The 20,301-nt window shown below is 64.4% G+C and carries 21 protein-coding genes and 1 tRNA gene; 10 read left to right on the top strand and 12 right to left on the bottom strand.

Annotation, left to right across the window (positions count from 1 at the left end):
* The first annotated feature begins 6 nt into the window (after positions 1–6).
* Genes E3N85_RS07045 through E3N85_RS16285 form a run of 3 tightly spaced genes read left to right on the top strand, consistent with a single transcriptional unit; the run spans position 7 to position 1,803 of the window.
* Complete coding sequence (locus E3N85_RS07045) at positions 7–297, top strand: FmdB family zinc ribbon protein (protein ID WP_134461315.1); 291 nt, start codon at positions 7–9, stop codon at positions 295–297.
* Between the two features lie 36 nt (positions 298–333).
* Positions 334–1,590, top strand: coding sequence for a formamidase (gene fmdA, locus E3N85_RS07050; protein ID WP_134461318.1), 1,257 nt, complete (start codon positions 334–336; stop codon positions 1,588–1,590).
* A 42-nt stretch (positions 1,591–1,632) separates the two neighbouring features.
* A complete protein-coding gene (locus tag E3N85_RS16285; protein ID WP_166783891.1) occupies positions 1,633–1,803 on the top strand; it encodes a SecY-interacting protein Syd in 171 nt (56 codons plus the stop codon).
* Between the two features lie 439 nt (positions 1,804–2,242).
* On the opposite strand, the gene E3N85_RS07055 is transcribed toward E3N85_RS16285, so the two are convergent.
* From E3N85_RS07055 to E3N85_RS07070, 4 genes are all read right to left on the bottom strand, one after another.
* Positions 2,243–2,317, bottom strand: a tRNA-Arg gene (locus E3N85_RS07055).
* Between the two features lie 61 nt (positions 2,318–2,378).
* Entirely contained in the window at positions 2,379–2,876 is a 498-nt protein-coding gene (locus E3N85_RS07060; RefSeq protein ID WP_134461321.1) for an HNH endonuclease, read from the bottom strand.
* 342 nt (positions 2,877–3,218) lie between these two features.
* Complete coding sequence (locus E3N85_RS07065) at positions 3,219–4,043, bottom strand: C40 family peptidase (RefSeq protein WP_134461324.1); 825 nt, start codon at positions 4,041–4,043, stop codon at positions 3,219–3,221.
* A gap of 269 nt (positions 4,044–4,312) precedes the next feature.
* Positions 4,313–5,032, bottom strand: coding sequence for a metal-dependent transcriptional regulator (locus E3N85_RS07070; RefSeq protein ID WP_134461327.1), 720 nt, complete (start codon positions 5,030–5,032; stop codon positions 4,313–4,315).
* A 133-nt stretch (positions 5,033–5,165) separates the two neighbouring features.
* On the opposite strand from E3N85_RS07070, the gene serC reads away from it, so the two are divergent.
* Positions 5,166–6,284, top strand: a complete 1,119-nt coding sequence (gene serC / locus E3N85_RS07075) for a phosphoserine transaminase (RefSeq protein ID WP_134461330.1) — start codon at positions 5,166–5,168, stop codon at positions 6,282–6,284.
* 169 nt (positions 6,285–6,453) lie between these two features.
* On the opposite strand, the gene E3N85_RS07085 is transcribed toward serC, so the two are convergent.
* Positions 6,454–7,092 carry a DUF3027 domain-containing protein gene (locus tag E3N85_RS07085; RefSeq protein WP_134461336.1) on the bottom strand — a complete coding sequence of 213 codons (639 nt, stop codon included), beginning with the start codon at positions 7,090–7,092 and terminating at the stop codon, positions 6,454–6,456.
* Positions 7,085–7,465, bottom strand: coding sequence for a cold-shock protein (locus tag E3N85_RS07090; protein WP_134461339.1), 381 nt, complete (start codon positions 7,463–7,465; stop codon positions 7,085–7,087). Before E3N85_RS07090 ends, E3N85_RS07085 begins: the two co-directional genes overlap by 8 nt.
* Positions 7,466–7,558: 93 nt before the next feature.
* Here E3N85_RS07090 and E3N85_RS07095 point away from each other — a divergent pair, with 93 nt between their 5' ends.
* From E3N85_RS07095 to E3N85_RS07105, 3 genes are all read left to right on the top strand, one after another.
* Entirely contained in the window at positions 7,559–7,834 is a 276-nt protein-coding gene (locus tag E3N85_RS07095) for a hypothetical protein (protein WP_241978361.1), read from the top strand.
* On the top strand, positions 7,834–9,726 hold the full coding sequence (locus E3N85_RS07100; RefSeq protein WP_134461342.1) for a helicase-associated domain-containing protein: 1,893 nt from the start codon (positions 7,834–7,836) through the stop codon (positions 9,724–9,726). The genes E3N85_RS07095 and E3N85_RS07100 overlap by 1 nt, the downstream gene beginning before the upstream one ends.
* Positions 9,727–9,788: 62 nt before the next feature.
* Complete coding sequence (locus E3N85_RS07105) at positions 9,789–11,441, top strand: DNA repair helicase XPB (RefSeq protein WP_134461345.1); 1,653 nt, start codon at positions 9,789–9,791, stop codon at positions 11,439–11,441.
* Between the two features lie 23 nt (positions 11,442–11,464).
* On the opposite strand, the gene E3N85_RS07110 is transcribed toward E3N85_RS07105, so the two are convergent.
* Together E3N85_RS07110 and folP are read right to left on the bottom strand one after the other, a co-directional pair.
* The gene (locus tag E3N85_RS07110) at positions 11,465–12,181 is read right to left on the bottom strand and encodes a pyrimidine reductase family protein (protein ID WP_134461348.1); all 717 of its coding nucleotides are present in this window, start codon (positions 12,179–12,181) and stop codon (positions 11,465–11,467) included.
* Positions 12,181–13,095: a dihydropteroate synthase gene (gene folP / locus E3N85_RS07115; RefSeq protein WP_174722469.1), complete on the bottom strand. Its 915-nt coding sequence runs from the start codon at positions 13,093–13,095 to the stop codon at positions 12,181–12,183. The genes E3N85_RS07110 and folP overlap by 1 nt, the downstream gene beginning before the upstream one ends.
* Before the next feature lie 143 nt (positions 13,096–13,238).
* On the opposite strand from folP, the gene E3N85_RS07120 reads away from it, so the two are divergent.
* The 3 genes from E3N85_RS07120 to E3N85_RS07130 all read left to right on the top strand — a co-directional run bounded on the left by E3N85_RS07120 (position 13,239) and on the right by E3N85_RS07130 (position 16,127).
* Positions 13,239–13,931 carry a response regulator transcription factor gene (locus E3N85_RS07120; protein ID WP_092112483.1) on the top strand — a complete coding sequence of 231 codons (693 nt, stop codon included), beginning with the start codon at positions 13,239–13,241 and terminating at the stop codon, positions 13,929–13,931.
* A 31-nt stretch (positions 13,932–13,962) separates the two neighbouring features.
* Positions 13,963–15,699, top strand: a complete 1,737-nt coding sequence (locus E3N85_RS07125; protein WP_134461354.1) for a HAMP domain-containing sensor histidine kinase — start codon at positions 13,963–13,965, stop codon at positions 15,697–15,699.
* 137 nt (positions 15,700–15,836) lie between these two features.
* Positions 15,837–16,127, top strand: coding sequence for a WXG100 family type VII secretion target (locus E3N85_RS07130; RefSeq protein ID WP_134461357.1), 291 nt, complete (start codon positions 15,837–15,839; stop codon positions 16,125–16,127).
* A 180-nt stretch (positions 16,128–16,307) separates the two neighbouring features.
* On the opposite strand, the gene groL is transcribed toward E3N85_RS07130, so the two are convergent.
* The 4 genes from groL to E3N85_RS07150 form a co-directional block, all read right to left on the bottom strand.
* A complete protein-coding gene (gene groL / locus E3N85_RS07135) occupies positions 16,308–17,936 on the bottom strand; it encodes a chaperonin GroEL (protein ID WP_092112469.1) in 1,629 nt (542 codons plus the stop codon).
* A gap of 141 nt (positions 17,937–18,077) precedes the next feature.
* Entirely contained in the window at positions 18,078–19,133 is a 1,056-nt protein-coding gene (locus E3N85_RS07140; RefSeq protein ID WP_134461360.1) for a DUF3048 domain-containing protein, read from the bottom strand.
* Between the two features lie 72 nt (positions 19,134–19,205).
* Complete coding sequence (locus E3N85_RS07145) at positions 19,206–19,409, bottom strand: cold-shock protein (RefSeq protein ID WP_035834941.1); 204 nt, start codon at positions 19,407–19,409, stop codon at positions 19,206–19,208.
* A 283-nt stretch (positions 19,410–19,692) separates the two neighbouring features.
* Entirely contained in the window at positions 19,693–20,256 is a 564-nt protein-coding gene (locus E3N85_RS07150) for a LytR C-terminal domain-containing protein (protein ID WP_134461363.1), read from the bottom strand.
* Positions 20,257–20,301: the final 45 nt, after the last annotated feature.

The following is a 20,301-nucleotide window of genomic DNA, read 5'->3' on the forward strand; positions in this document are numbered from 1 at the left end:
GGAACCATGCCCACCTACGAGTACCGGTGCCCCAACTGCGCGGACTTCGACCTCGTCTTTGAGATGCGTTCTGTACCCGACTTGGTGAGCTGCCCGACGTGCGCCTGCACCGCCCGGCGCCGCATGAGCGCGCCCCGGCTCTCCACGGCCAGTTCGGCTGCATTTCGACTAATAGACGACACCAAGCGCAGCGCGCACGAGCCCGCGGTCGTGAACTCTCCCGACCCCGGGCAGCGTTCTGGTCCCGCGCAGAAATACACGTTCAACCCGCTGCATAAAAAGCTTCCCCGACCGTAATCGCACGTTCGCACGCACCCGAAGAAGGAGAATAAGATGCCCGAGCTGCTGTTTCCGCTAGATTCTTCGAAAAAATTTGAGGACCAAGAGAAGGTAGGGCACAACCGCTGGCACCCCGAAATCCCGCCGGTCGCCACAGTGAAGCCCGGCACGTCGTTTCGGGTGGATTGCCGCGAATGGTTCGACGGTGCCATCGTGAACGATGACTCGGCCGACGACATTCTCAACGCACCCCTGCTGACCGTGCACAAGCTCAGCGGCCCGTTCGCCGTGGAAGGCGCCCAACCGGGAGACCTGCTTGTGGTAGATATTCTCGATGTGGGACCCATCCCCATGGAAGACACCGGACCGCTCGCAGGGCAGGGCTGGGGATATACCGGAATCTTCGCGCGGAACAACGGCGGCGGTTTTCTCACCGACCAGTTTCCCGACGCGTACAAGGCCATTTGGGATTTCACCGGCCAAACCGCAACCTCACGACACATCCCAAATGTGTCGTTCACCGGACTCATTCATCCCGGGCTGATGGGTACGGCACCGTCAGCGAAGCTGCTGGCCACCTGGAACAAGCGAGAAGGTGACCTGATCGCCACCAACCCGCACCGCGTGCCGCCCCTTGCGCTTCCGCCGGAGGCCGAGCACGCCGTTCTGGGGTCCCTCGCTCCCTCGGAATTCGCACGGGTAGCCGGAGAGGCCGCCCGCACCGCACCACCACGCGAAAACGGGGGCAACCAGGACATCAAGAACCTGTCAAAGGGCAGCCGGATCTTCTACCCGGTGTTCATAGACGGCGCCAACCTCTCGCTCGGCGACCTGCACTTCTCCCAAGGCGACGGTGAGATCACATTCTGCGGGGCCATCGAGATGGGCGGTTTCATCGAGCTGCGCGTGGACATCATCAAGGGCGGCATGGAGACCTACGGGGTGAGCGAGAACGCCATCTTCATGCCCGGCAACGTGGAACCCCAGTTCAGCCAGTGGCTGGCCTTCTCCGGAACCTCGGTGACGCTTGACGGCGAACAGCGCTATCTGGACTCGCACCTGTCCTACCAGCGGGCCTGCCTGCACGCCATCGACTACCTCACCAAGTTCGGGTACTCGCCAGAACAGGTTTACCTGCTGCTCGGTGCCGCACCCATTGAGGGCCGGTTGTCGGGCGTGGTCGACATTCCGAACTCCTGCTCGACGGTATACATCCCCACATCAATCTTCGATTTTGATGTGCAGCCGTCAGCCGCCGGGCCGTTCCAGATCAATCCCGGTATCGGTGCACCGCGAGCGGCCAACCGGTGAGGTGAGCCGGGTGTCCCGGCGAGCAACAGGAGGAAGATGCTGATGGCGGCTCCGCTCCTCTTCCTAAAGTCGGACGGCTGGCTCATCGTGCAGGTCATCCGAGCCCAGCACGACGCTGCCCACGTGGTCGCCGAAACTTTCGGCAACACTCCGCGGAGGGTGCTGGCAGCGAGCTTGCGGAAGATGTCAACCTTTATGAGTCAGCTGTTTTAGGCGGTCATTGAGTTCGTTCTTTCTTTCTCCGGTTTGTTAATCCAGGACGCCGTGGGCAACGTGAGCGACTGCGGCTCCTGCACGACGAAGTGTTGGGTGGGCGGTGTATGCGGTTGTCAGAACGCGGCCACGGGCGTGCTGAATGGCGGGTGCGCGACCGTGGTGAACGTTGAACGGGGTGTACATTCCGATGCCCGCAGGGAGTCGCCGTTATACCAGCCGCCGTCGGGCCCGATTCGTGATCTCGAGGAGCGGCCTTAAAAACCTCTGGCGTGGTGTCGCCGTTGCGCGTTGAAATGCCAGTTTTGAGCCGTTTCACCGACCTCGGATTGCATCGAACTTTTTTGAAGTGTGGGCAAAATGTGGGCAAACGGCCATTCCTGAGAATGGCGAGAACCCTACATCCCAGTGTTTATCGGGGGTGTAGGGCCCCATAGCGTGGTGCCCCTGGAGGGATTCGAACCCCCGGCCATTTCCTTAGGACGGAATTGCTCTTCCACTGAGCTACAGAGGCTAGCCGGACAAGTTTAGCCTGCGCGAAGCCGCTGATGCGAAAGCTCGCGCTGCAGAACCTGTCAGGCGGCCGGCGCCAGGTAGGCGTCCCATTCCTGTTCCGGCCGCTCGACGCCGCGTACGATCCAGGTCGTACCCTGCGGCATCCGTGGGGTGAAACGCAACTTCCAGCCCATTTCAGCCGGGGTGTGGTCGCTCTTGAGGTTGTTGCAGCGCAAACAGCAGGCGGCGAGGTTGTCCCAGGTGTCGCGGCCACCGCGAGAGCGCGGCAGCACGTGGTCGATCGTGGCCGCCGACTTGCCGCAGTAGCAGCAGCGGTGGTCGTCACGGCGCAACACGCCCCGCCTGCTCACCGGGACGAGGCGTGACATGGGAATGCGCACGTACCGCGTGAGCAGGATGACGCTCGGGCGATCCCACGAGCCCGAGGCCGCATAAACGGGGTGATTCTGATCGGACTGCACGATCGTCGCCTTCTGATTCATCACCAGGATGAGCGCTCGTTTGAACGAGACGACGGCGAGGGGCTCATAGCCCGCGTTGAGTACCAGTGTGCGCATGCGCTCCCTTTCGAAGGAGGCTGGACGGCTTCCAGCCATTCGAACTACGTCCGATGCGTAAAGAACAGGAGCGTGACCGGGCGCAAAAGAGCACAAAAAAGGCGCTGTCATCATGACAACGCCTTCTGGCTGCTCAGGCAGCTCTTCTCACTCTGACAACTATGCCGAAAGCACTCGCGACCGCGCACATCCATGGTGTGGATAGTGCGTCGCTCATGCATGGGCTCTCCTCAGGACCTACAACTACATCAGGGCACTAGGTTAACCCACAAATGGCGCAACAGGTGAACCTGTATGCGCCATATGCGTAAGCTGTTACCTCGTGGTCACCGCCCCGATGATTCAGATGCCGATTCGTACGATGTAGTAGTCGCTGGTCCAGATCGGCTGAATCCGCACGGACTGGCCGGTGTACGGCGCGTGCAGAATGTTACCGTTGCCAGCGTAGAAGCCGTCGTGGCCGTCCATGATCACGAGGTCCCCTGGTACGGCATCCTCGATCGCAATCCTGGTTCCGGCCGCTCCCTGGCCCACCGAGGAGTGCGGGAGGCTGATGCCGAATTGCGCATACACGTACATGATGAAACCAGAGCAGTCGAAGCCCGCCGGAGTGGCACCGCCATAGACATACGGTGTGCCCTGATACTTCGAAGCCACGCTGAAAACGGAGGCGAGATCAAAATTCGGGTACGCCGGGCTCGCCAGGTAGTCGGCAGCGCTCGGCCCGGAGTAGCTCGCGGCATAGGAAGTCATCTGCGCGGCAACCTCAACGCGGCGGGTTTCCGCGGCCACGGCTGCAGCCGCGACCGCGGCAGCGGCGGCAGTGGCGGCCAGTTCTTCGGGGGTGGTAGCGGTGAATCCTTCGCGGGCGACGCTCACGGTTGCCGCCTGCGCATCAACTTCAACGGCTTGCGCCTGCGCCTTGGACAGCTTCGTGGACTCGCTCGCCGTGAACGATGCATCTCTCGAACCGGGGGCGAATGCATAGGCCGGGAGGGCCATGGTAGCGACCAGTCCGGTGGCGAGGGTCATGACGACGATGTTGGCGATGCCGCTACGGCGCTTCTTTGGAGCGGGGCGCGGCCGGTGGGAGGGAATCGACGATTCCAGCGAATCGCCTGCGTCCTTCAGCCCGCGACGCGCCGTTCTCAGTCCTAATGCAGCCAAAGCTTTAACCTCCGGCGCCTCGACAACACTAGGTTGTTGTCCCGTCCACTTCGCTAATCGCGGGTGTGTGCCTAAACCAAGAGACGGGGCAAGCAGGCGTCTTGATCAGGGTCCTTCGACCGTTTCTGGTCTGTGGGACATCCCCGAGGTTACAAGAACCATGCCCATTTGTCACCCTAAGACGGCACATTTCTAACGGATTGGTAACGGAGCTGTTGGAAGATCGTGACGACTGAACCTATCCACCGAGCAGCACTGCCGGCCTCTGGTCAGTGAGCGACCGGGATGTCCTCGGTGGGCGTGGCCACGAAGATGTGGCTTGCGACCTCATTGGGCAGCTCCAAACCGGCACCAAAACCCTCGACCTGTACTAGAACGTACGATCCGGTGGCCGAGAACACCCCCGTCGCACCCGGCATCACGCCGCTCTGCTTGAGCTGCAGCAACAACTCGGGGTCGAACTGCACGGGTTCCCCGAGACGACGAATGACCGCGGTCACCGGCACGGTCGAGCTCGTGACCACAGACAGCACGTTGGTCACGCCCGCCATGAACGCGACCGCTGGAGAATCGCCGAGTTCGTCCAAGCCCGGAATCGGGTTGCCGTAGGGAGATTCGGTCGGGTGCCCGAGCATCTCCAGAATCTTGCGCTCAACCTGTTCGCTCATCACGTGTTCCCAGCGGCAGGCTTCGACGTGCACGAACTCCCATTCGAGTCCAATCACGTCGCTCAGCAGGCGTTCGGCCAGGCGATGCTTGCGCATCACGTGCACGGCTTTGCTGCGGCCGGCCGGGGTCAGTTCCAGGTGCCGATCGCCCGACACGACGACGAGGCCGTCTCGTTCCATGCGCGCGACGGTCTGCGAGACTGTCGGGCCGGAGTGACCGAGTCGTTCGGAGATACGCGCCCGCAGGGGCACGATCTGTTCTTCCTCGAGGTCGAGGATAGTGCGGAGATACATTTCGGTGGTGTCGATCAGATCGCTCATCCGCAACCCTTCATTCGGCTCGTGCGCGCACCGTTCATCGCGTGACTGAATGGTACTTCGTCGGCGGCCTCGGCAATGGCCCGCACAGCGTCACAAGCCTACCCGCCCGGGGCGAGGCAACTAGAATCGCCGTATGGCCGACCTACTGATACCCACCGATCTGCTCCCCCTCGACGGACGATTCGGCTGCGGCCCCTCGAAAATCCGGCGCGAGCAACTCGACCACCTGCTCGGATTCGGAACCGGAGTGCTCGGGACCTCGCACCGCCAGGCGCCGGTGAAAGACCTCGTCGCTCGCGTGCGCGCTGGGCTGGGCGAGCTTTTCCGCATTCCCGACGGCTATGAAGTTGTGCTCGGCAACGGTGGTTCGACCGCCTTTTGGGACGCCGCCGCTTTCTCCCTCATCGAGAAGCGCGCCCAGAACCTGGTCTTCGGCGAGTTCGGCGGCAAGTTCGCCAAGGCAGCGGCGGCCCCCTGGCTCGAGGCCCCCGACGTGATCAAGGCCGATACCGGTTCACGCAGCGACTTCGTCGTGCGCGACGGTATCGACGTCTACGCGTGGCCCCAGAACGAGACCTCGACCGGCGTCATGGCTCCGGTTTCCCGGGTCGCCGGCGACACGGGCGCCCTCACCGTCATCGACGCCACGAGTGCGGCCGCCGGCATCGACTTCGATGCGAGCCAAGCGGATGTCTACTATTTCGCCCCGCAGAAAAATCTCGCCTCCGACGGTGGCCTGTGGATCGCATTGTTCTCCCCCGCTGCCCTCGAGCGGGTCGAACGCATCAATGCGAGCGGCCGGTACATTCCGGAATTCCTCAGCCTCAAAAACGCCGTCGACAACTCGCGACTGAACCAGACACTGAACACGCCTGCCCTCAGCACGCTGCTGCTGATGGAGAACCAGATCGACTGGATCAACCAGAGCGGCGGTCTGGCGTGGGCGTCCGCGCGAACGCAGGCGTCGTCATCCGTTCTGTATGACTGGGCGGCCAGCGTCGACTATGCGACCCCGTTTGTGGCCGACCCGGCGCACCGCTCACAGGTCGTCGTCACGATCGACTTCGATGACGCCATCGATGCCTCCGCCATCAGCAAGACGCTGCGCGCCAACGGCATCGTCGACACCGAGCCGTATCGCAAGCTCGGACGCAACCAGCTGCGTGTCGCGACCTTCACCGCGATCGACCCCGAAGACGTCAAAAAGCTCGTGGCATCAATCGAGCACGTCGTCGAAAACCTCGGCAACTAGCACCGAAGGCGAAGCACGGATCATGCGTCTCTGGTTGAAAGACAGCGAACGTCGGCCCGATCCGCTGCCCGCGAGAACGGATGCCCGCAAGGCACTGTTCGTGGGCACCCTGCTGTGGCTGGTCGCCCTCGGCGCCGCCCTCATCGCGCATTGGACGGCGCCGCCAGCGTCAGGGGCGGCGAGCGCGCCGGGAGCGGGTTGGGGGCTGTGGTGCACTCTGATCGGCGTCGGCCTCGGCCTCGGCGGCCTCACCTGGGTTCAGCTCCGCCGCCGCTAGCGCCTCGTCGAAGTCGATGCCGTCCAGGGCGTCGAGCGAGTCATCCGCGTCGTCGTCCGCCGCCTCAGGGTCGTCGGCGGAGTCCTCGTCTGGTTCATCGTCGTCGTCGGACAATTCGGACTCGTCATCATCATCGTCATCGTCGTCGTCGTCGTCGTCATCGTCATCGTCGTCGTCCGCTGCTATATCGTCGTCAACGAGACGGTCCGACCACGGCACCCACTCGGGTGCGAGGAGGGAATCGTCGCCGGGCGTGAGTTCGGTTTCGAGAACCGACGGATCGGAGCTGTCATCGACCCGCGCAAGGCTGACAGTCCAGCGCCAGCCCGGGTACCCCGTCAACAGGCAGTCAAAGAGCAGCGACACCACGAGGTCTCCCTCGTCCAGGTGCCCGATGACCTCGCCGATGGTGTCGGCGGTCGTGATCTCCAGCAGCGCCGTCCTGGCCAGATCCACGGCCGCAAGCAGGGTGGTGTCGGTCGGTGTGCCGGGCTGTGTGTCGGTGGCCTGCGCGGCCGGCACCTCAGGCATCCAGCTCCTCGGCAACCTTGCGCAGCATCGCCGCGATCTTCTTGCTGTGGCTGCTCTCGGGGTAACGCCCACGCTTGAGGTTGGTGCCGATACCGTCGAGCAACTTGACCAGATCCTCGACGATGATGGACATATCGTCGGCCGGCTTGCGGTTGAACTTACTCAGGCTCGGTGGTGCCTCGATCACGCGCACCGAGAGCGCCTGGGCGCCGCGCTTGCCGTCGGCGATACCGAATTCGAGCTTCGCACCGGCCTTGACGGTGACGCCGGAGGGCAGGGCGGAAGCGTGGAGGAAGACCTCTTGGCCGTCATCGGATGTGATGAAGCCAAAGCCTTTCTCCTCGTCGTAGAACTTGACCTTGCCGGTGGGCATCTGAACCTCACTGAGTTTTGGTCGCACAAAAGTGCGCGCGGTGTGAATCAAGCATATTCGGTTGCGGCGCCGGCGTGCCCGTATCCTTAGCGTGTGACCAATCAATCTCCACCGCCCGTCAGTCGGCTTGAACGCGTTCTCGCCTACATGGTGGCGAGCGTGGTGGGGCTGTCGATTCTTGCGTTCGTCGCGGTGATCATCGCGACGGCACTGGGCGTGGGTGAGAACGACGGGTTCAGCCGCGGCATCTGGCCGCCGATCTTCATTCTGCCGCTCTACGGCCTGCCCGCCGGGTTCGTGCTCATCATCGCTCTCATGGTCTCCGTGGGAGCTCGCCGCAGTCGCGAAGCTCGACGAGACCGCGAGTAATGCTCGGCCTCGCATCGCGACTTCGGGCCCTGTCCGACGCCGAGCTGCGGCATGTCATCACGGTGCGCGGCGTGAGCGCGAACGGCATCCAGGATTTTTTCGACCTTGCCGAAGCGCTGCTCGATCCGAACAATATCCAACTGGCCCTCAGCCACCTCGACCGCTCCACGCTCGCCGTCCTGGCCGTCGCCGGTCAACTCACAAGCAGAAATTCCGTGCCCTCCGTGACGGCACTAACCAGTCGACTGTCCGAACTGGGCTCGGCCGAGGTCGTGCTCACCGATGTGGTGCGCCGGGTCGACACCCTGCACGCCCTCCTGCTTGTCGACGGCAACAACGGATGCTGCCTGCCCTACGACCCTGTCGCCGCCCACCTGGCGACATGGCCAGCCCAGAGTCTGCCCGGTGCGGCAGATCTGGCCACCACACTCCCACCGGCCACCCTGGCTGGCATACCCGACACCGAGATTGCCTTCATTGACCAGCTGGCCGCCGAACGCGCCTTCGCGGTCGTGTCGTCGATCGCCGAGCTGGTCAATGAACTGAGCCGCGAGCCCGCCCGACAGCTCAGCCGAGGTGGACTCGGCTTGCCCGACAGCAAACGTCTGGCCGCTATCATGACGGTCGAGCTCGACCTGGTGGCTCCGATTGTGGATCTGGCGGCACGGGCCAACCTGCTCGCCCGCTCCGACGGCTACTGGATGGAAACCGAAGCCGGTGAGGCCTGGCTACTTGAGCGCACGACCGACCGCTGGGCGGCCCTGGTCTCGGCCTGGCGGGCGGCGCTGCCGCCGATCGTGGCCGACATTCTGCCGCTGCAGGCCGGCTTGCTCTGGGGCGAAGGCCTCACCGCGTACATCGCCTGGCTCTACCCGGCCGGCGGCGAGTGGATGCTGGCCCAGCTGATCGAGTTCGCCCGCGACGCCGAGCTGCTCGGTGTCATGGCCCACGACACCACCGGCACCGCCGGCGCCAGCGTGCTTCGCGGCGACCCCGAGGCGGCTATCGCCACCATGGCGACCGCGTTACCGGCGGAAGTCGGCGCCGTGTACCTTCAGCACGATCTGTCAATCGTCGCGCCCGGCCCGCTCGCACCCTCGATAGACGCCCGCCTGCGCGGCATGGCCGACGTGGAGAGTCGCGAGCTGGCATCGAGTTATCGCATCACCGCGGCATCCGTCAATCGCGCCCTGGCCGCGGGCGAGAATGCCGCGTCACTGCTCGCTTTTCTCGCTTCAATCTCGCTCACCGGCATTCCGCAGCCGGTCGACTACCTCATCAATGAATCCGCGTCACGGTACGGCCGCGTGCGAGTGGGTAGTCTGACGGGGCGGCCGAGCGCCCCAGCCGGCCCGATCGGCGACGACACCGTTTTTCTCAGCTACGTTTCCTCGGCTGATGCGGCGATGCTCGGCACCATCGCCGTCGACCAGACCCTGGCCTCGATCGGGCTCGTGCGCACCGGCGACGGCGAGCATCTGCTCAGCCGCTTCAGCGGCGACACCGTGTTCTGGGCGCTCAGCGACGCGCGGTACCCGGTCGCCGCCGAAGACGACCACGGCGAGATCGTGCACCTGCGCCGACACCAGATCGCCCGTGTCATGCCCGCCCAAACGGTCGACACCGCTCTGAACCTGGTCACAAAGCTACGGCGCGCCGCGGACAGCGGCGTCTCGGTAGCGGATGCCTGGCTCGCCCGCCAGCTCGACACCGCCATCAAAGCCAAGCAGACCATCCTGGTCAGCATCGCGATGCCCGGCGGTGCGGTCGTGGACTATCTCCTCGAACCGGCCAGCGTCAGCAACGGACGCTTTCGAGCCCGCGACCGGCGCGCCGATATTGAGCGCACCCTGCCGCTCAAGAGCATCCTGAGCATCACCCCGACTCCCTGACCGGTTCGGTTGCAGGCGGCAGGTGCAGGTCGTCCCTCCCAACGGGCGTAGGATTAACTGCTATGTCTGATGGCCCCCTGATCGTCCAAAGTGACCGCACGGTGTTGCTCGAAGTCGCCCACCCTCTTGCCGAGGATGCACGTCACGACCTCGCCGTTTTCGCCGAACTCGAACGAGCGCCCGAGCACATCCACACCTATCGCATCACGCGGCTCGGCCTGTGGAATGCCCGTGCGGCCGGACACGACGCGTCCGACATGCTCGCGACGCTCGAGAAATATTCTAAATTCTCCATTCCGCAGACTGTCAGCGTGGACATCACCGAGACGGTCGGTCGCTACGGCCGCCTCGTCATCGAACGTGACTCTGAGGGCACTCTGGTGTTGCACAGCAGCGACCAGGCCGTTCTCACCGAAATCGCCGGAGCCAAGCGCATCGCGCCACTGTTGATCGGGCATCCGTCACCGGAATCGTATCTGGTTGAACCATGGGCGCGTGGTCAGCTCAAGCAGGAGCTGGTCAAGCTTGGCTGGCCGGCCGAAGACCTCGCCGGGTACACGCCCGGCACCCCCCACGAGATCGCCCTGAAAGAAGACGGCTGGGCACTGCGTGACTATCAGAACAAGGCCGTCGCAAGCTTCTTCGACGGCGGCAGCGGCGTTGTGGTGCTGCCCTGCGGCGCCGGCAAGACCCTCGTCGGTGCCGGCGCCATGGCCACCGCGAAGACCAACACGCTCATTCTGGTGACCAACACCGTGTCAGCGCGGCAATGGCGCGACGAGCTGCTCAAGCGCACCACGCTGACACCGGAGGAGATCGGCGAGTACTCCGGCCAGGTGAAAGAGGTCAGGCCGGTCACGATTGCTACGTACCAGATTCTCACCGCGAAGCGCAAGGGCGAGTATGCGCACCTCGAATTGCTCGACGCCATGGACTGGGGACTGGTGATCTACGACGAGGTGCACCTGTTGCCCGCGCCCGTGTTCAAGCTCACTGCTGAGCTGCAGGCCCGCCGCCGCCTCGGTCTCACCGCTACCCTCGTGCGCGAGGACGGCCGTGAGGGCGACGTGTTCAGCCTGATCGGCCCGAAACGGTTCGACGCCCCGTGGAAGGAGATCGAAGCCCAGGGCTTCATCTCCCCGGCTAACTGCTACGAGGTGCGCATCGACCTGCCGCAGTCGGAGCGTCTCAGCTACGCCGCGGCGGCCGACGACGAGCGCTACCGCCTCGCCGCGACCGCACCGGCCAAGCTCGGGGTGGTGCAGGCTCTGATCAAGAAGCACGAGGGCGAACGCATCCTCGTGATCGGCCAGTACCTCGACCAGATCGACGAGCTCGCCGAGGTCTTGAACGCACCGCAGCTCACCGGCGCCACGCCGATCGACGAACGCGAACGGCTGTACCAGGCGTTCCGCGTGGGCGACGTGAAGGTGCTCGTCGTGTCGAAGGTCGCGAACTTCTCGGTCGACCTGCCCGAGGCGACCGTGGCCATCCAAGTGTCTGGCTCGTTCGGCTCGCGCCAGGAGGAGGCCCAACGTCTCGGCCGGCTGCTGCGCCCGAAGGAGTCGGGTCTGTCGGCGAACTTCTACACGCTCGTCGCCCGCGACACCGTCGACCAGGACTTCGCACTGAACCGCCAACGCTTTCTTGCCGAACAGGGCTACAGCTACACGATTCTCGACACGCACAGCCTGAACGCCCCCCTGGCCGTTTGACTCGATGATCGAGGTCGGGCGGCCTAACGGCGGGCATAGCGCAGGAACAGCATGTCGCCGGCGCGCAGCACGTGCAGCAGTTCCATGGTGCGCGTCGCCGCCGTTGCTCCCACACTGATACGCCCGGCGGAGCCGCCCTCCAGCACCGGGCTCAGGCTCAGGCAGAGTTCGTGCACACAGTCGGCCTCGATCAGGTCGCCGAACAGGTGCGGCCCGCCCTCACAGAGGATTTGGGGCAGGCCGCGTGCGGCGAGCGCCGCCACCATGAGGCGCGGGTCGATGGCGTCCTTGCCGCAGTCGATCAGGTCGGCCACCTCGGCGAGCGCGGCCCGCCGGTCGGCCGGCGCCGCAGCGTGGGTCAGCACGATCGGCCGGGTCGCGGCATTGGTGAAAACCGGATGCCCAGGGTCAAGATCCAGCCGCCCCGACACAATCGCCAGCGAGGGCTGAGCAGCGAGCCCCTGTGCCACCCGCCAGGCGTCGTCCTCCGCGGACAAACGAATCCCCCCATAGCCCTCGGCTCGCACCGTGCCGGCCCCGACCAGAATCACATCGGTGAGCAACCGCAGGGTGTCGAAGACGATCTTGTCGTCGGCATTGTTCAGGCCGCCACTGAGCCCCTCGTGCGTCGCCGCACCGTCCAGGCTCGCGATGAAGTTGACGCGCACCCGAGGCGTCAACCGATCGGACACCCGGTAACGTTCGATCAGTTGGGCCCGTGGGGGCAGCTGGGCACGCATCAGGTGAGGTTGTGTCGCTCGTACGCGGGCTCACGAAACCCGAGGATGGCCTCGGTCATGCGCACGGCATCAACGGCCGCCCGCACGTTGTGCATGCGCACGATGCGGGCGCCCTGCAGGATGCACACCACCGCGGCGGCCAGGGACCCCTCGACGCGTTCGCCGCGCGGCCGGTCGAGGCTCTCCCCGATGAAGTCCTTATTGGAGACGGCGGCCAGGGTCGGCAGGCCGAGCCCGGTAATCTCGCCGAGCCGCCTGGTCAGTTCGAGCGAGTGCCGGGTGGTTTTGTTGAGGTCGTGACCCGGGTCGATGAGGATCCTCTCCCGGGGCACCCCACGCGCAACAGCGCGGTCGACCCTGGCCAGCAGAAAGGCGCTCACCTCGGCAACGACGTCGTCGTAGTGTGGAGCCGGGTAGGGCATCCGCGGCGCGGCCAGGCTGTGCGTGATCACGAGGGTGGCATCGCTGTCGGCGACGACGTCGGCCATCGCCGGATCGTGCACCCCCGTCGTGTCGTTGATGACGTGCGCGCCGGCAGCGAGGCTTGCGGCCGCCACAGCGGGGTGGAAGGTGTCGACCGAGATGACGACGCCCGAGCCGCGCAGCGCTTCGACCACCGGCACCACCCGATCAATCTCCTGCTCGATCGGCACCGCCGGGCCGGGCGCGAACTTAGCCCCGCCAATATCGATCCAGTCGGCTCCATCGGCAATGGCCTGATGAGCTGCCGCGACGGATGCGTCAAGCGCGAACGTTGCGCCCCGGTCATAGAACGAGTCCGGGGTGCGATTGATGATGGCCATCACGGCCACCTCGCGATCGAAGTCGAACGTGCGGCCGCCGATCAGCCTGCGCGGGGCATCCATTTCGGGCAGCGTCAGTATCGGGCCGAAGCTGATTCTCGTGCGGGTCATAGCGGTCCTCACCATCGAAACACGTCGACTGTTCCCTTCTATCATGGCGCTAATTCGGATCGGGCACGGGATCGGGCGCCGCCGATCGGAGCACGCGGGTTTACTCTCAGCAAAGCTCCAGCTAACGCGCAGATACTGGGGGCATGACCGATGGCCCCCGCATCCTTATCGTCGATGACGAACCCAATATCCGCGACCTCCTCACCACCAGTCTCCGTTTCGCCGGCTTCGCCGTGCGCGCCGTAGGCAATGGTGCACAGGCTATCTCTGCCGTACTCGAGGAGGAACCCGATCTCATCATCCTCGACGTCATGCTGCCCGACATGAACGGCTTCGGGGTGACCAAGCGCCTGCGTTCGGCCGGCTACACCGCACCGATTCTCTTCCTCACCGCAAAAGACGACACGGAAGACAAGATCACCGGCCTCACGGTCGGCGGCGACGACTATGTGACCAAGCCGTTCAGCCTCGACGAGATCGTCGCGCGGATCAAGGCCATCCTGCGTCGCACCATGCACGCCGACGAAGACGCCGTGATCCGTGCCGGCGAACTCACCATGGACCAGGACACCCACGAGGTTTTGGTGGGCACCGAGGCCATCGAACTGAGCCCCACCGAGTTTAAACTGCTGCGTTACCTCATGCTCAATCCCAACCGGGTGCTGTCAAAGGCACAGATTCTCGACCACGTCTGGGAGTACGACTTCAACGGTGACGCCGGCATCGTGGAGAGCTACATCTCCTACCTGCGCCGCAAGGTCGATGTGCACTCGAGCGAACCACTCATCCAGACCAAGCGTGGCTTCGGCTACATGCTCAAGGCCGCCAAGGCGTAGTCACAGAGAGCTTTCGTAGACTAAAGCCCTCATGCATGAAACCCTGTCCAAGCGGTGGAGCAGCATCTCCCTCCGTTCAAAGATCACCGGTGTCACGGTGCTGATGCTTACGCTCGGTCTGCTCGTTTCCGGCATCGGCACCATGGCAATGCTCAAGCAGTACGTGGTGACCCAGGTCGATACACAGCTGCAGGTGGACACGCAGACGGCGCTCAGCGGTTACTCGTCGACCGTGTTTTCGCAGGGAGACACCGAGGGCGTCGCCTCGGACTACTTTGTGGCGTTGTACGACCAGGATGGTGACCTGATCACCCGCACCTGGCAGGAACGCGGCCACGCGGAGCTGCCGGTGGTGGGCATGCCGCTCGATCTGAGCCGGGTGACGCAACTCGACGGGCAGATCCAGACCCTGTGGAACGCCGCCCACGACACCGAGTTTCACTCCATCATGGTTCCCGTGGTGATCAGCCCGACCGGCACCTACGGAACCCTGGTCATGGCGGTGTCGTTGCGACCGACCGAGAACACCATGGCCACGTACCTCACGATTTTTCTGGGTTTCGGCGCCGGGGTCGTGCTGATCGGAGCCTTGCTCACCCGCGTGCTCGTCACGACAACCTTCGTACCATTGCGCGAGGCGGAGCAGACTGCCGCAGCGATCGCCGACGGCGACTTCAGCCAGCGCCTGGGCGGCGCTACTCCGAACACCGAGGTCGGTCGCCTCAATCGTTCCCTCAACATCATGCTCAGCCGCATCGACCGGGCCTTCAAAGATCGGGCACGCACCATCGACCAGATGCGTCGCTTCGTGGGCGATGCGAGCCACGAGTTGCGCACGCCCCTCGTCTCGGTGCGCGGCTACGCCGAGCTCTACCGCATGGGCGCTCTCCAGACTCCCGACGATGTCGCTCAGGCCATGGAACGCATCGAAAAGGAGGCCATTCGCATGGGTGGGCTGGTTGAAGACCTGCTCGAACTGGCCCGTCTCGACGAGACCAAGCCGCTGGCCCTGACCCCGGTCGACCTGGTTCCGCTGGCCCGCGACGCCGCGCTCGACGCTATGGCGAGCTCGCCCGGCCGCCAGGTCTCGGTATTGGCCCCGTCTACGGTGCTGGATCCGCTGGATAGCGATCCCGATCATGACGTAAACCTCGACGGCGACTCCGGTGAGGTTGCAGCATATGACGCGTCGGAGAGCGTCACCACGGGGACGATCACCAGGCCGTCGGGAACCGGTCCGCCGACCGGGGCCATCGCCTTCGCCGGGGCCACCCTGGCCCGGCTGCGCACCCGCAGGCCGCGTCGGGGCGCCGTGGTACTGCCCGAGGTCAACAGCACGACCGAGCTGCGGGGCGAGTCGCACCCGCCGCCCATCGTCATGGCCGAAGAGAACAAGATCCGCCAGGTCATCACCAACCTGATGGGCAATGCGATGCGATTCACTGCCCCGGACAGCCCGATCGAACTCGAAGTCACTGTCGACTCACACACCCAGCGGGCGTCCATCGCCGTGATCGACCACGGTGAGGGCATCCCGCCGCAAATCAGAGAGAACATCTTTCAGCGCTTCTGGCGTGCCGACTCCTCCCGCGCTCGCGAAACTGGGGGCAGCGGCCTGGGACTGGCCATCGTCGCCGCGATCGTCGCGAGCCATAACGGTACCGTCGACGTCGTCGACACCCCGGGCGGCGGAGCCACTTTCCGCGTCTCGCTCCCCCTGGCCGGCACTCCGAGCGCGCCGCAGCACGTCGCGCCCGTCATCCCGTAGCGGCTTCACGGCGGGTCCTCCCCCGGCCGGAGACGCCGGCATCCGCTCACAGATCGTGCTCGGCGAATGACTGCCGCCCGCCCGTCTTCTACGCTCACAGTCACTAACCACACTGTTATGTAGGAGAAGGGCACACCATGACGAGCTTCCAGGTCGACAGCGATGCGGTGCAAAGCACTGCAAGTACCGCACGCGGCACCATTGCGCGGGTCCAGGCAGATGTCGGCGATCTCAATGCCCAGCTCACGAGTCTGGAAGGCTTCTGGACCGGCCAAGCCTCCACGGCTTTTCAGGGGGCGTTCGCCGAGTGGCGGGCCATGCACCAGCAGCTGGAGGAGAGCCTGACCCTGCTCAACCAAGCCTTGAGCATGGCCGGGCAGCAGTATGCGGAGACCGAGCAGGCCAACACGCGCCTGTTCGCGCGCTAGGGCGGGCGAGTCAATTACCGCGCCGTGAGCACGAGGGCGGGAGCACCGAGGTCGGGAGCACTGAGCCGTTTTTGCCGTGAGAAGTGCCTCACGGCTTACCGATCAGCGGTGGGAAACGCATAAAAGTGGGCGCCTCCCAAAGGGAGACGCCCACTTTTATGGTGTTGCTAGCGGCGGGACTTAGAAGTCCATGCCACCCGAGGGGTCGCCGGCCGGAGCCGAGTTCTTCTCGGGCTTGTCGGCAACGACGGCCTCGGTGGTGAGGAACAGTCCGGCAATCGACGCGGCGTTGAGCAGCGCGGAGCGGGTGACCTTCACCGGGTCATTGATTCCGGCAGCGATCATGTCGACGTACTCGCCGGTGGCGGCGTTGAGGCCCCATCCGACGGGCAGGTTGCGCACCTTGTCGGCGACAACGCCGGGCTCCATGCCCGCGTTGAGCGCGATCTGCTTGAGCGGAGCATCGATGGCGACGCGCACGATGTTCGCGCCCGTTGCCTCGTCGCCGACGAGGTCAAGGACTGCCTTGCTCTCGAATGCGGTCTTGCCGGCCTGGATGAGCGCAACGCCACCACCGGCGACGATGCCCTCTTCGACGGCAGCCTTAGCGTTACGCACGGCGTCTTCGATGCGGTGCTTGCGCTCCTTGAGCTCAACCTCCGTAGCGGCTCCGGCCTTGATGACAGCGACGCCGCCAGCAAGCTTGGCGAGGCGCTCCTGGAGCTTCTCGCGGTCGTAGTCGCTGTCGGTGTTCTCGATCTCGGCACGGATCTGCGAGACGCGACCCGCGATGGCTTCGACGTCGCCGGCACCCTCAACGATCGTGGTCTCGTCCTTGGTGATGACGACCTTGCGGGCGTTACCAAGCAGGTCGAGCGTGACGTTTTCGAGCTTGAGGCCGACCTCTTCCGAGATGACCTGTCCACCGGTGAGGATGGCGATGTCCTGCAGCTGAGCCTTGCGACGGTCTCCGAAGCCCGGGGCCTTGACGGCGACGGACTTGAAGATGCCACGGATCTTGTTCACGACGAGCGTGGCCAGGGCCTCACCGTCGACGTCTTCCGCAATGATGAGGAGCTGCTTGCCGGTCTGGATGACCTTGTCCACGATGGGGAGCAGGTCCTTGATGTTGGAGACCTTGGAGTTGACGATCAGGATGTAGGGGTCTTCGAAGACCGCTTCCTGACGGTCGGGGTCCGTGACGAAGTACGCCGACAGGAAGCCCTTGTCGAAGCGCATACCTTCGGTGAGCTCGAGCTCGGTTCCGAAGGTGTTCGACTCCTCAACGGTGACGACACCTTCCTTGCCGACCTTGTCGATGGCCTCGGCGATGATCGCGCCGATTTCGGTGTCTCCGGCGGAGATGGACGCGGTAGCGGCGATCTCTTCCTTGGTTTCGATCTCCTTGGCGCTGGCGATGAGCTCGGCGATGACAGCTGCCGTGGCCTTCTCGATGCCGCGCTTGAGGCTGATCGGGTCGGCGCCGGCTGCGACGTTGCGCAGGCCTTCGCGAACCAGAGCCTGGGCGAGGACGGTTGCGGTGGTCGTGCCGTCGCCGGCTACGTCATCCGTCTTCTTGGCGACCTCTTTGACGAGTTCCGCACCGATCTTCTCGTACGGGTCGTCGAGCTCGATCTCCTTGGCGATGGACACACCGTCATTGGTGATCGTGGGGGCGCCCCACTTCTTCTCCAGAACGACGTTGCGGCCGCGCGGGCCGAGGGTGACCTTGACGGTGTCGGCGAGAATGTTCAGGCCGCGTTCAAGCCCACGACGGGCCTCTTCATTGAATGCAATGATTTTTGCCATATGTGTAACTCGTCCCTCCCGGACGTTCTAAACGATGATGGGATTAGCACTCAGATGACGAGAGTGCTAAATCGATTCTGGCACTCTGGGGTCGAGAGTGCAAGCGAGCATCCGGGGTGGCGCGCGGCTGGCTTCAGCCGGTCAGGGAACGAGGTCGGCCGAGCCGGTGCCGTTGGGCACGAGCTGAAACCAGGTATTGCCCGGTGCCAGCCGAATTGTCACTCCGTGGCCGTCGACGAGGCGGATCGGTGCGGTCTGGAGGTTTTTGCTCCAGGTAGCCGCGAGCGTTTTTCCGCCGGTCGATATCGACGCCTCACCCGAGGCGATGAGCTCCGTTTTGGGGATGCCCTGATCGACCGTGACGTTCACGCGCAGCACAACCACGTTGGTGGCTTTGAGCTGGGCGCCGTCGACGCTGAGGTCGGGTGCGCCGTCCTGGGCGCGCAGGTAGGCGCCGGTGGCGGCACTCCAGGTCCAGCTGCGGGCACTCGAGTGCGAAAACCGGGTGTTGATCACCGAAATCGGGGTGCCGTCTACGACAGCGGATGCACCGTCGAGTGTGGCCGCGTAGGCGTACTGCTGCACGGGCGGGGCGACGGTCGCGTTGCGGTTGGCGAATTCTGCGGCGGCAAGGATGACGTTGTGCGGGGCCGCGGTGGCCGTCGAACGGGAGAACAGGCCGGTCGTGTCGTAGTCGAAGATGGCGCTGATCTGACCGGTTGCGTCCATGGCGTCGACGAACCGTTGCTGCCCGCCCGAAAAGGCCACGAGGCCCCCGAACGGCGCGATGATGTCGGGGTCCATCGGGCGGATCGATCGTACCGGGCCGACCTCGTCGGGGATGCTGGACTGCCAGAGCGCGACGTACCGGGTGATGCCGCCCTCGACTAATTCTTCGAACACGAGGTCGGTGCGATCGATCCCAACCTGTGGCCGAGCGGCGCTGTGGTTGTCGATTTTGACGGCGAGCGCGGAGCGCGCTGAGGTCCCGGCCGGAACACTGAGTCCGGTCAAGGGCGCCATCTCTGCGGTGGCCGGAGCTGAGTTGCTCGATGTCCACACGCCGGCCGTTGGCGTGGTGGACGGCGTCGCGCTACTTCCCGTGCATCCGCTCAACAGCATTGCCGGCACGAGGAATACGAGAAGACCAACGGGACGGCCCAGCCGGGCGAAGCATGCCGTATTTTTTGAAATCACCGTTACACACTAATGCCGCCCGTTGCAGCGGGCGGCGTCAGCGCGGGGGACAGACCCCGAACGTAGGGTTTGTCAGGCCGGTCGAACCGATTCGGCCTGCGGGCCCTTTGCTCCGGCACCAACCTCAAAGACGACCTGCTGGCCTTCTTCGAGAACCTTGTATCCGCTCATGTCGATGGCGGAGTAGTGAACGAAAACGTCTTGGCCTCCCCCGTCGACAGTGATGAAGCCGAAACCCTTTTCAGCGTTAAACCATTTAACGGTTCCGTTCGCCATGTGTTACTCCTTGCTCAATTTCGACGGCAACCGCCCATTGGCTGTTCCGGGCCCTGCCGCAGAGACTGCGTTCATTCTGTGCGAGCAGCAAATCCCCGAGAGCAAGTCTTCTGTTGCAAGTTACCTACTGGTGCAAGTTATCTTGGGCGAGCGTCCTTGATCCGGGCGGGTATTGCCCGAACAAAATGTGTGACCAAAACCAGACATTACTGAAATCGCGGTGAAAAGACAGGGGCTTGACGGATCAGATTTTGACCACTACGTCTGCAGATTCGAGTCAGGGTCAGCTCGCGGGGAACACGTAGTCGTTGCCAACGACGACGGTCAGGGCCGCGCCCGAATCGACGAAGCTGGTTGAGACGACGATCTTCGCGCCCGGCAGCGAGGCGGCGATGCCGCGGGCAGCGCCTTCCTGGCTCGCGTCGGTGTAGTAGATCACGCTGGTCGGTTCGGTGTCGGTATCGGCATTGCCGGTGGCGCTGACGGCCCAGCCGGCGGCAGTGAGGGTGTCACTGACGGATGCTGCGACACCATTGATCGCGGATCCGTTCAGCACGTTCACGGTCAGCGCCGGATCGACGGTCGCTTCGGCGGTGGGAATGACGGTCTCGGTGGGGGGCGGGGTCGAACCAGATGACGCCAGCCCGGGAATGTCGGAAAAGTTAAGGCGATTATTGATGGCGAAAATGCCGGCGACGCCCACCGCGATCAGCAGAACGGTGGCGCCGAGCGCCCACCAGAACGCGATCCAGCCGCGGCCCTTCCTGCCGGGGGCACGGTGGGCCCCCACGCGGTCGAGGGCATGCGTGTGTGTGTCGAAACGGTCTTTCGCAAATTTTCGCGCCATGGTGGTTGAATCCTTGTTGGGGCTGCCGGACCGGAATCGAGCTAA

Origin of the sequence: Cryobacterium sp. Hz9 (assembly GCF_004402825.1) — a bacterium.
Lineage (GTDB): Bacteria > Actinomycetota > Actinomycetes > Actinomycetales > Microbacteriaceae > Cryobacterium > Cryobacterium gelidum.

What these genes read in the sequence shown, in the direction of transcription:
- E3N85_RS07045 (WP_134461315.1), top strand. Translation starts at nt 7, where the DNA reads ATGCCCACCTACGAGTACCGGTGCCCCAACTGCGCGGACTTCGACCTC.
- fmdA (WP_134461318.1), top strand. Translation starts at nt 334, where the DNA reads ATGCCCGAGCTGCTGTTTCCGCTAGATTCTTCGAAAAAATTTGAGGAC.
- E3N85_RS16285 (WP_166783891.1), top strand. Translation starts at nt 1,633, where the DNA reads ATGGCGGCTCCGCTCCTCTTCCTAAAGTCGGACGGCTGGCTCATCGTG.
- E3N85_RS07060 (WP_134461321.1), bottom strand. Translation starts at nt 2,876, where the DNA reads ATGCGCACACTGGTACTCAACGCGGGCTATGAGCCCCTCGCCGTCGTC.
- E3N85_RS07070 (WP_134461327.1), bottom strand. Translation starts at nt 5,032, where the DNA reads ATGAGCGATCTGATCGACACCACCGAAATGTATCTCCGCACTATCCTC.
- serC (WP_134461330.1), top strand. Translation starts at nt 5,166, where the DNA reads ATGGCCGACCTACTGATACCCACCGATCTGCTCCCCCTCGACGGACGA.
- E3N85_RS07085 (WP_134461336.1), bottom strand. Translation starts at nt 7,092, where the DNA reads ATGCCTGAGGTGCCGGCCGCGCAGGCCACCGACACACAGCCCGGCACA.
- E3N85_RS07090 (WP_134461339.1), bottom strand. Translation starts at nt 7,465, where the DNA reads ATGCCCACCGGCAAGGTCAAGTTCTACGACGAGGAGAAAGGCTTTGGC.
- E3N85_RS07100 (WP_134461342.1), top strand. Translation starts at nt 7,834, where the DNA reads ATGCTCGGCCTCGCATCGCGACTTCGGGCCCTGTCCGACGCCGAGCTG.
- E3N85_RS07105 (WP_134461345.1), top strand. Translation starts at nt 9,789, where the DNA reads ATGTCTGATGGCCCCCTGATCGTCCAAAGTGACCGCACGGTGTTGCTC.
- E3N85_RS07110 (WP_134461348.1), bottom strand. Translation starts at nt 12,181, where the DNA reads ATGCGTGCCCAGCTGCCCCCACGGGCCCAACTGATCGAACGTTACCGG.
- folP (WP_174722469.1), bottom strand. Translation starts at nt 13,095, where the DNA reads ATGACCCGCACGAGAATCAGCTTCGGCCCGATACTGACGCTGCCCGAA.
- E3N85_RS07120 (WP_092112483.1), top strand. Translation starts at nt 13,239, where the DNA reads ATGACCGATGGCCCCCGCATCCTTATCGTCGATGACGAACCCAATATC.
- E3N85_RS07125 (WP_134461354.1), top strand. Translation starts at nt 13,963, where the DNA reads ATGCATGAAACCCTGTCCAAGCGGTGGAGCAGCATCTCCCTCCGTTCA.
- E3N85_RS07130 (WP_134461357.1), top strand. Translation starts at nt 15,837, where the DNA reads ATGACGAGCTTCCAGGTCGACAGCGATGCGGTGCAAAGCACTGCAAGT.
- groL (WP_092112469.1), bottom strand. Translation starts at nt 17,936, where the DNA reads ATGGCAAAAATCATTGCATTCAATGAAGAGGCCCGTCGTGGGCTTGAA.
- E3N85_RS07145 (WP_035834941.1), bottom strand. Translation starts at nt 19,409, where the DNA reads ATGGCGAACGGAACCGTTAAATGGTTTAACGCTGAAAAGGGTTTCGGC.
- E3N85_RS07150 (WP_134461363.1), bottom strand. Translation starts at nt 20,256, where the DNA reads ATGGCGCGAAAATTTGCGAAAGACCGTTTCGACACACACACGCATGCC.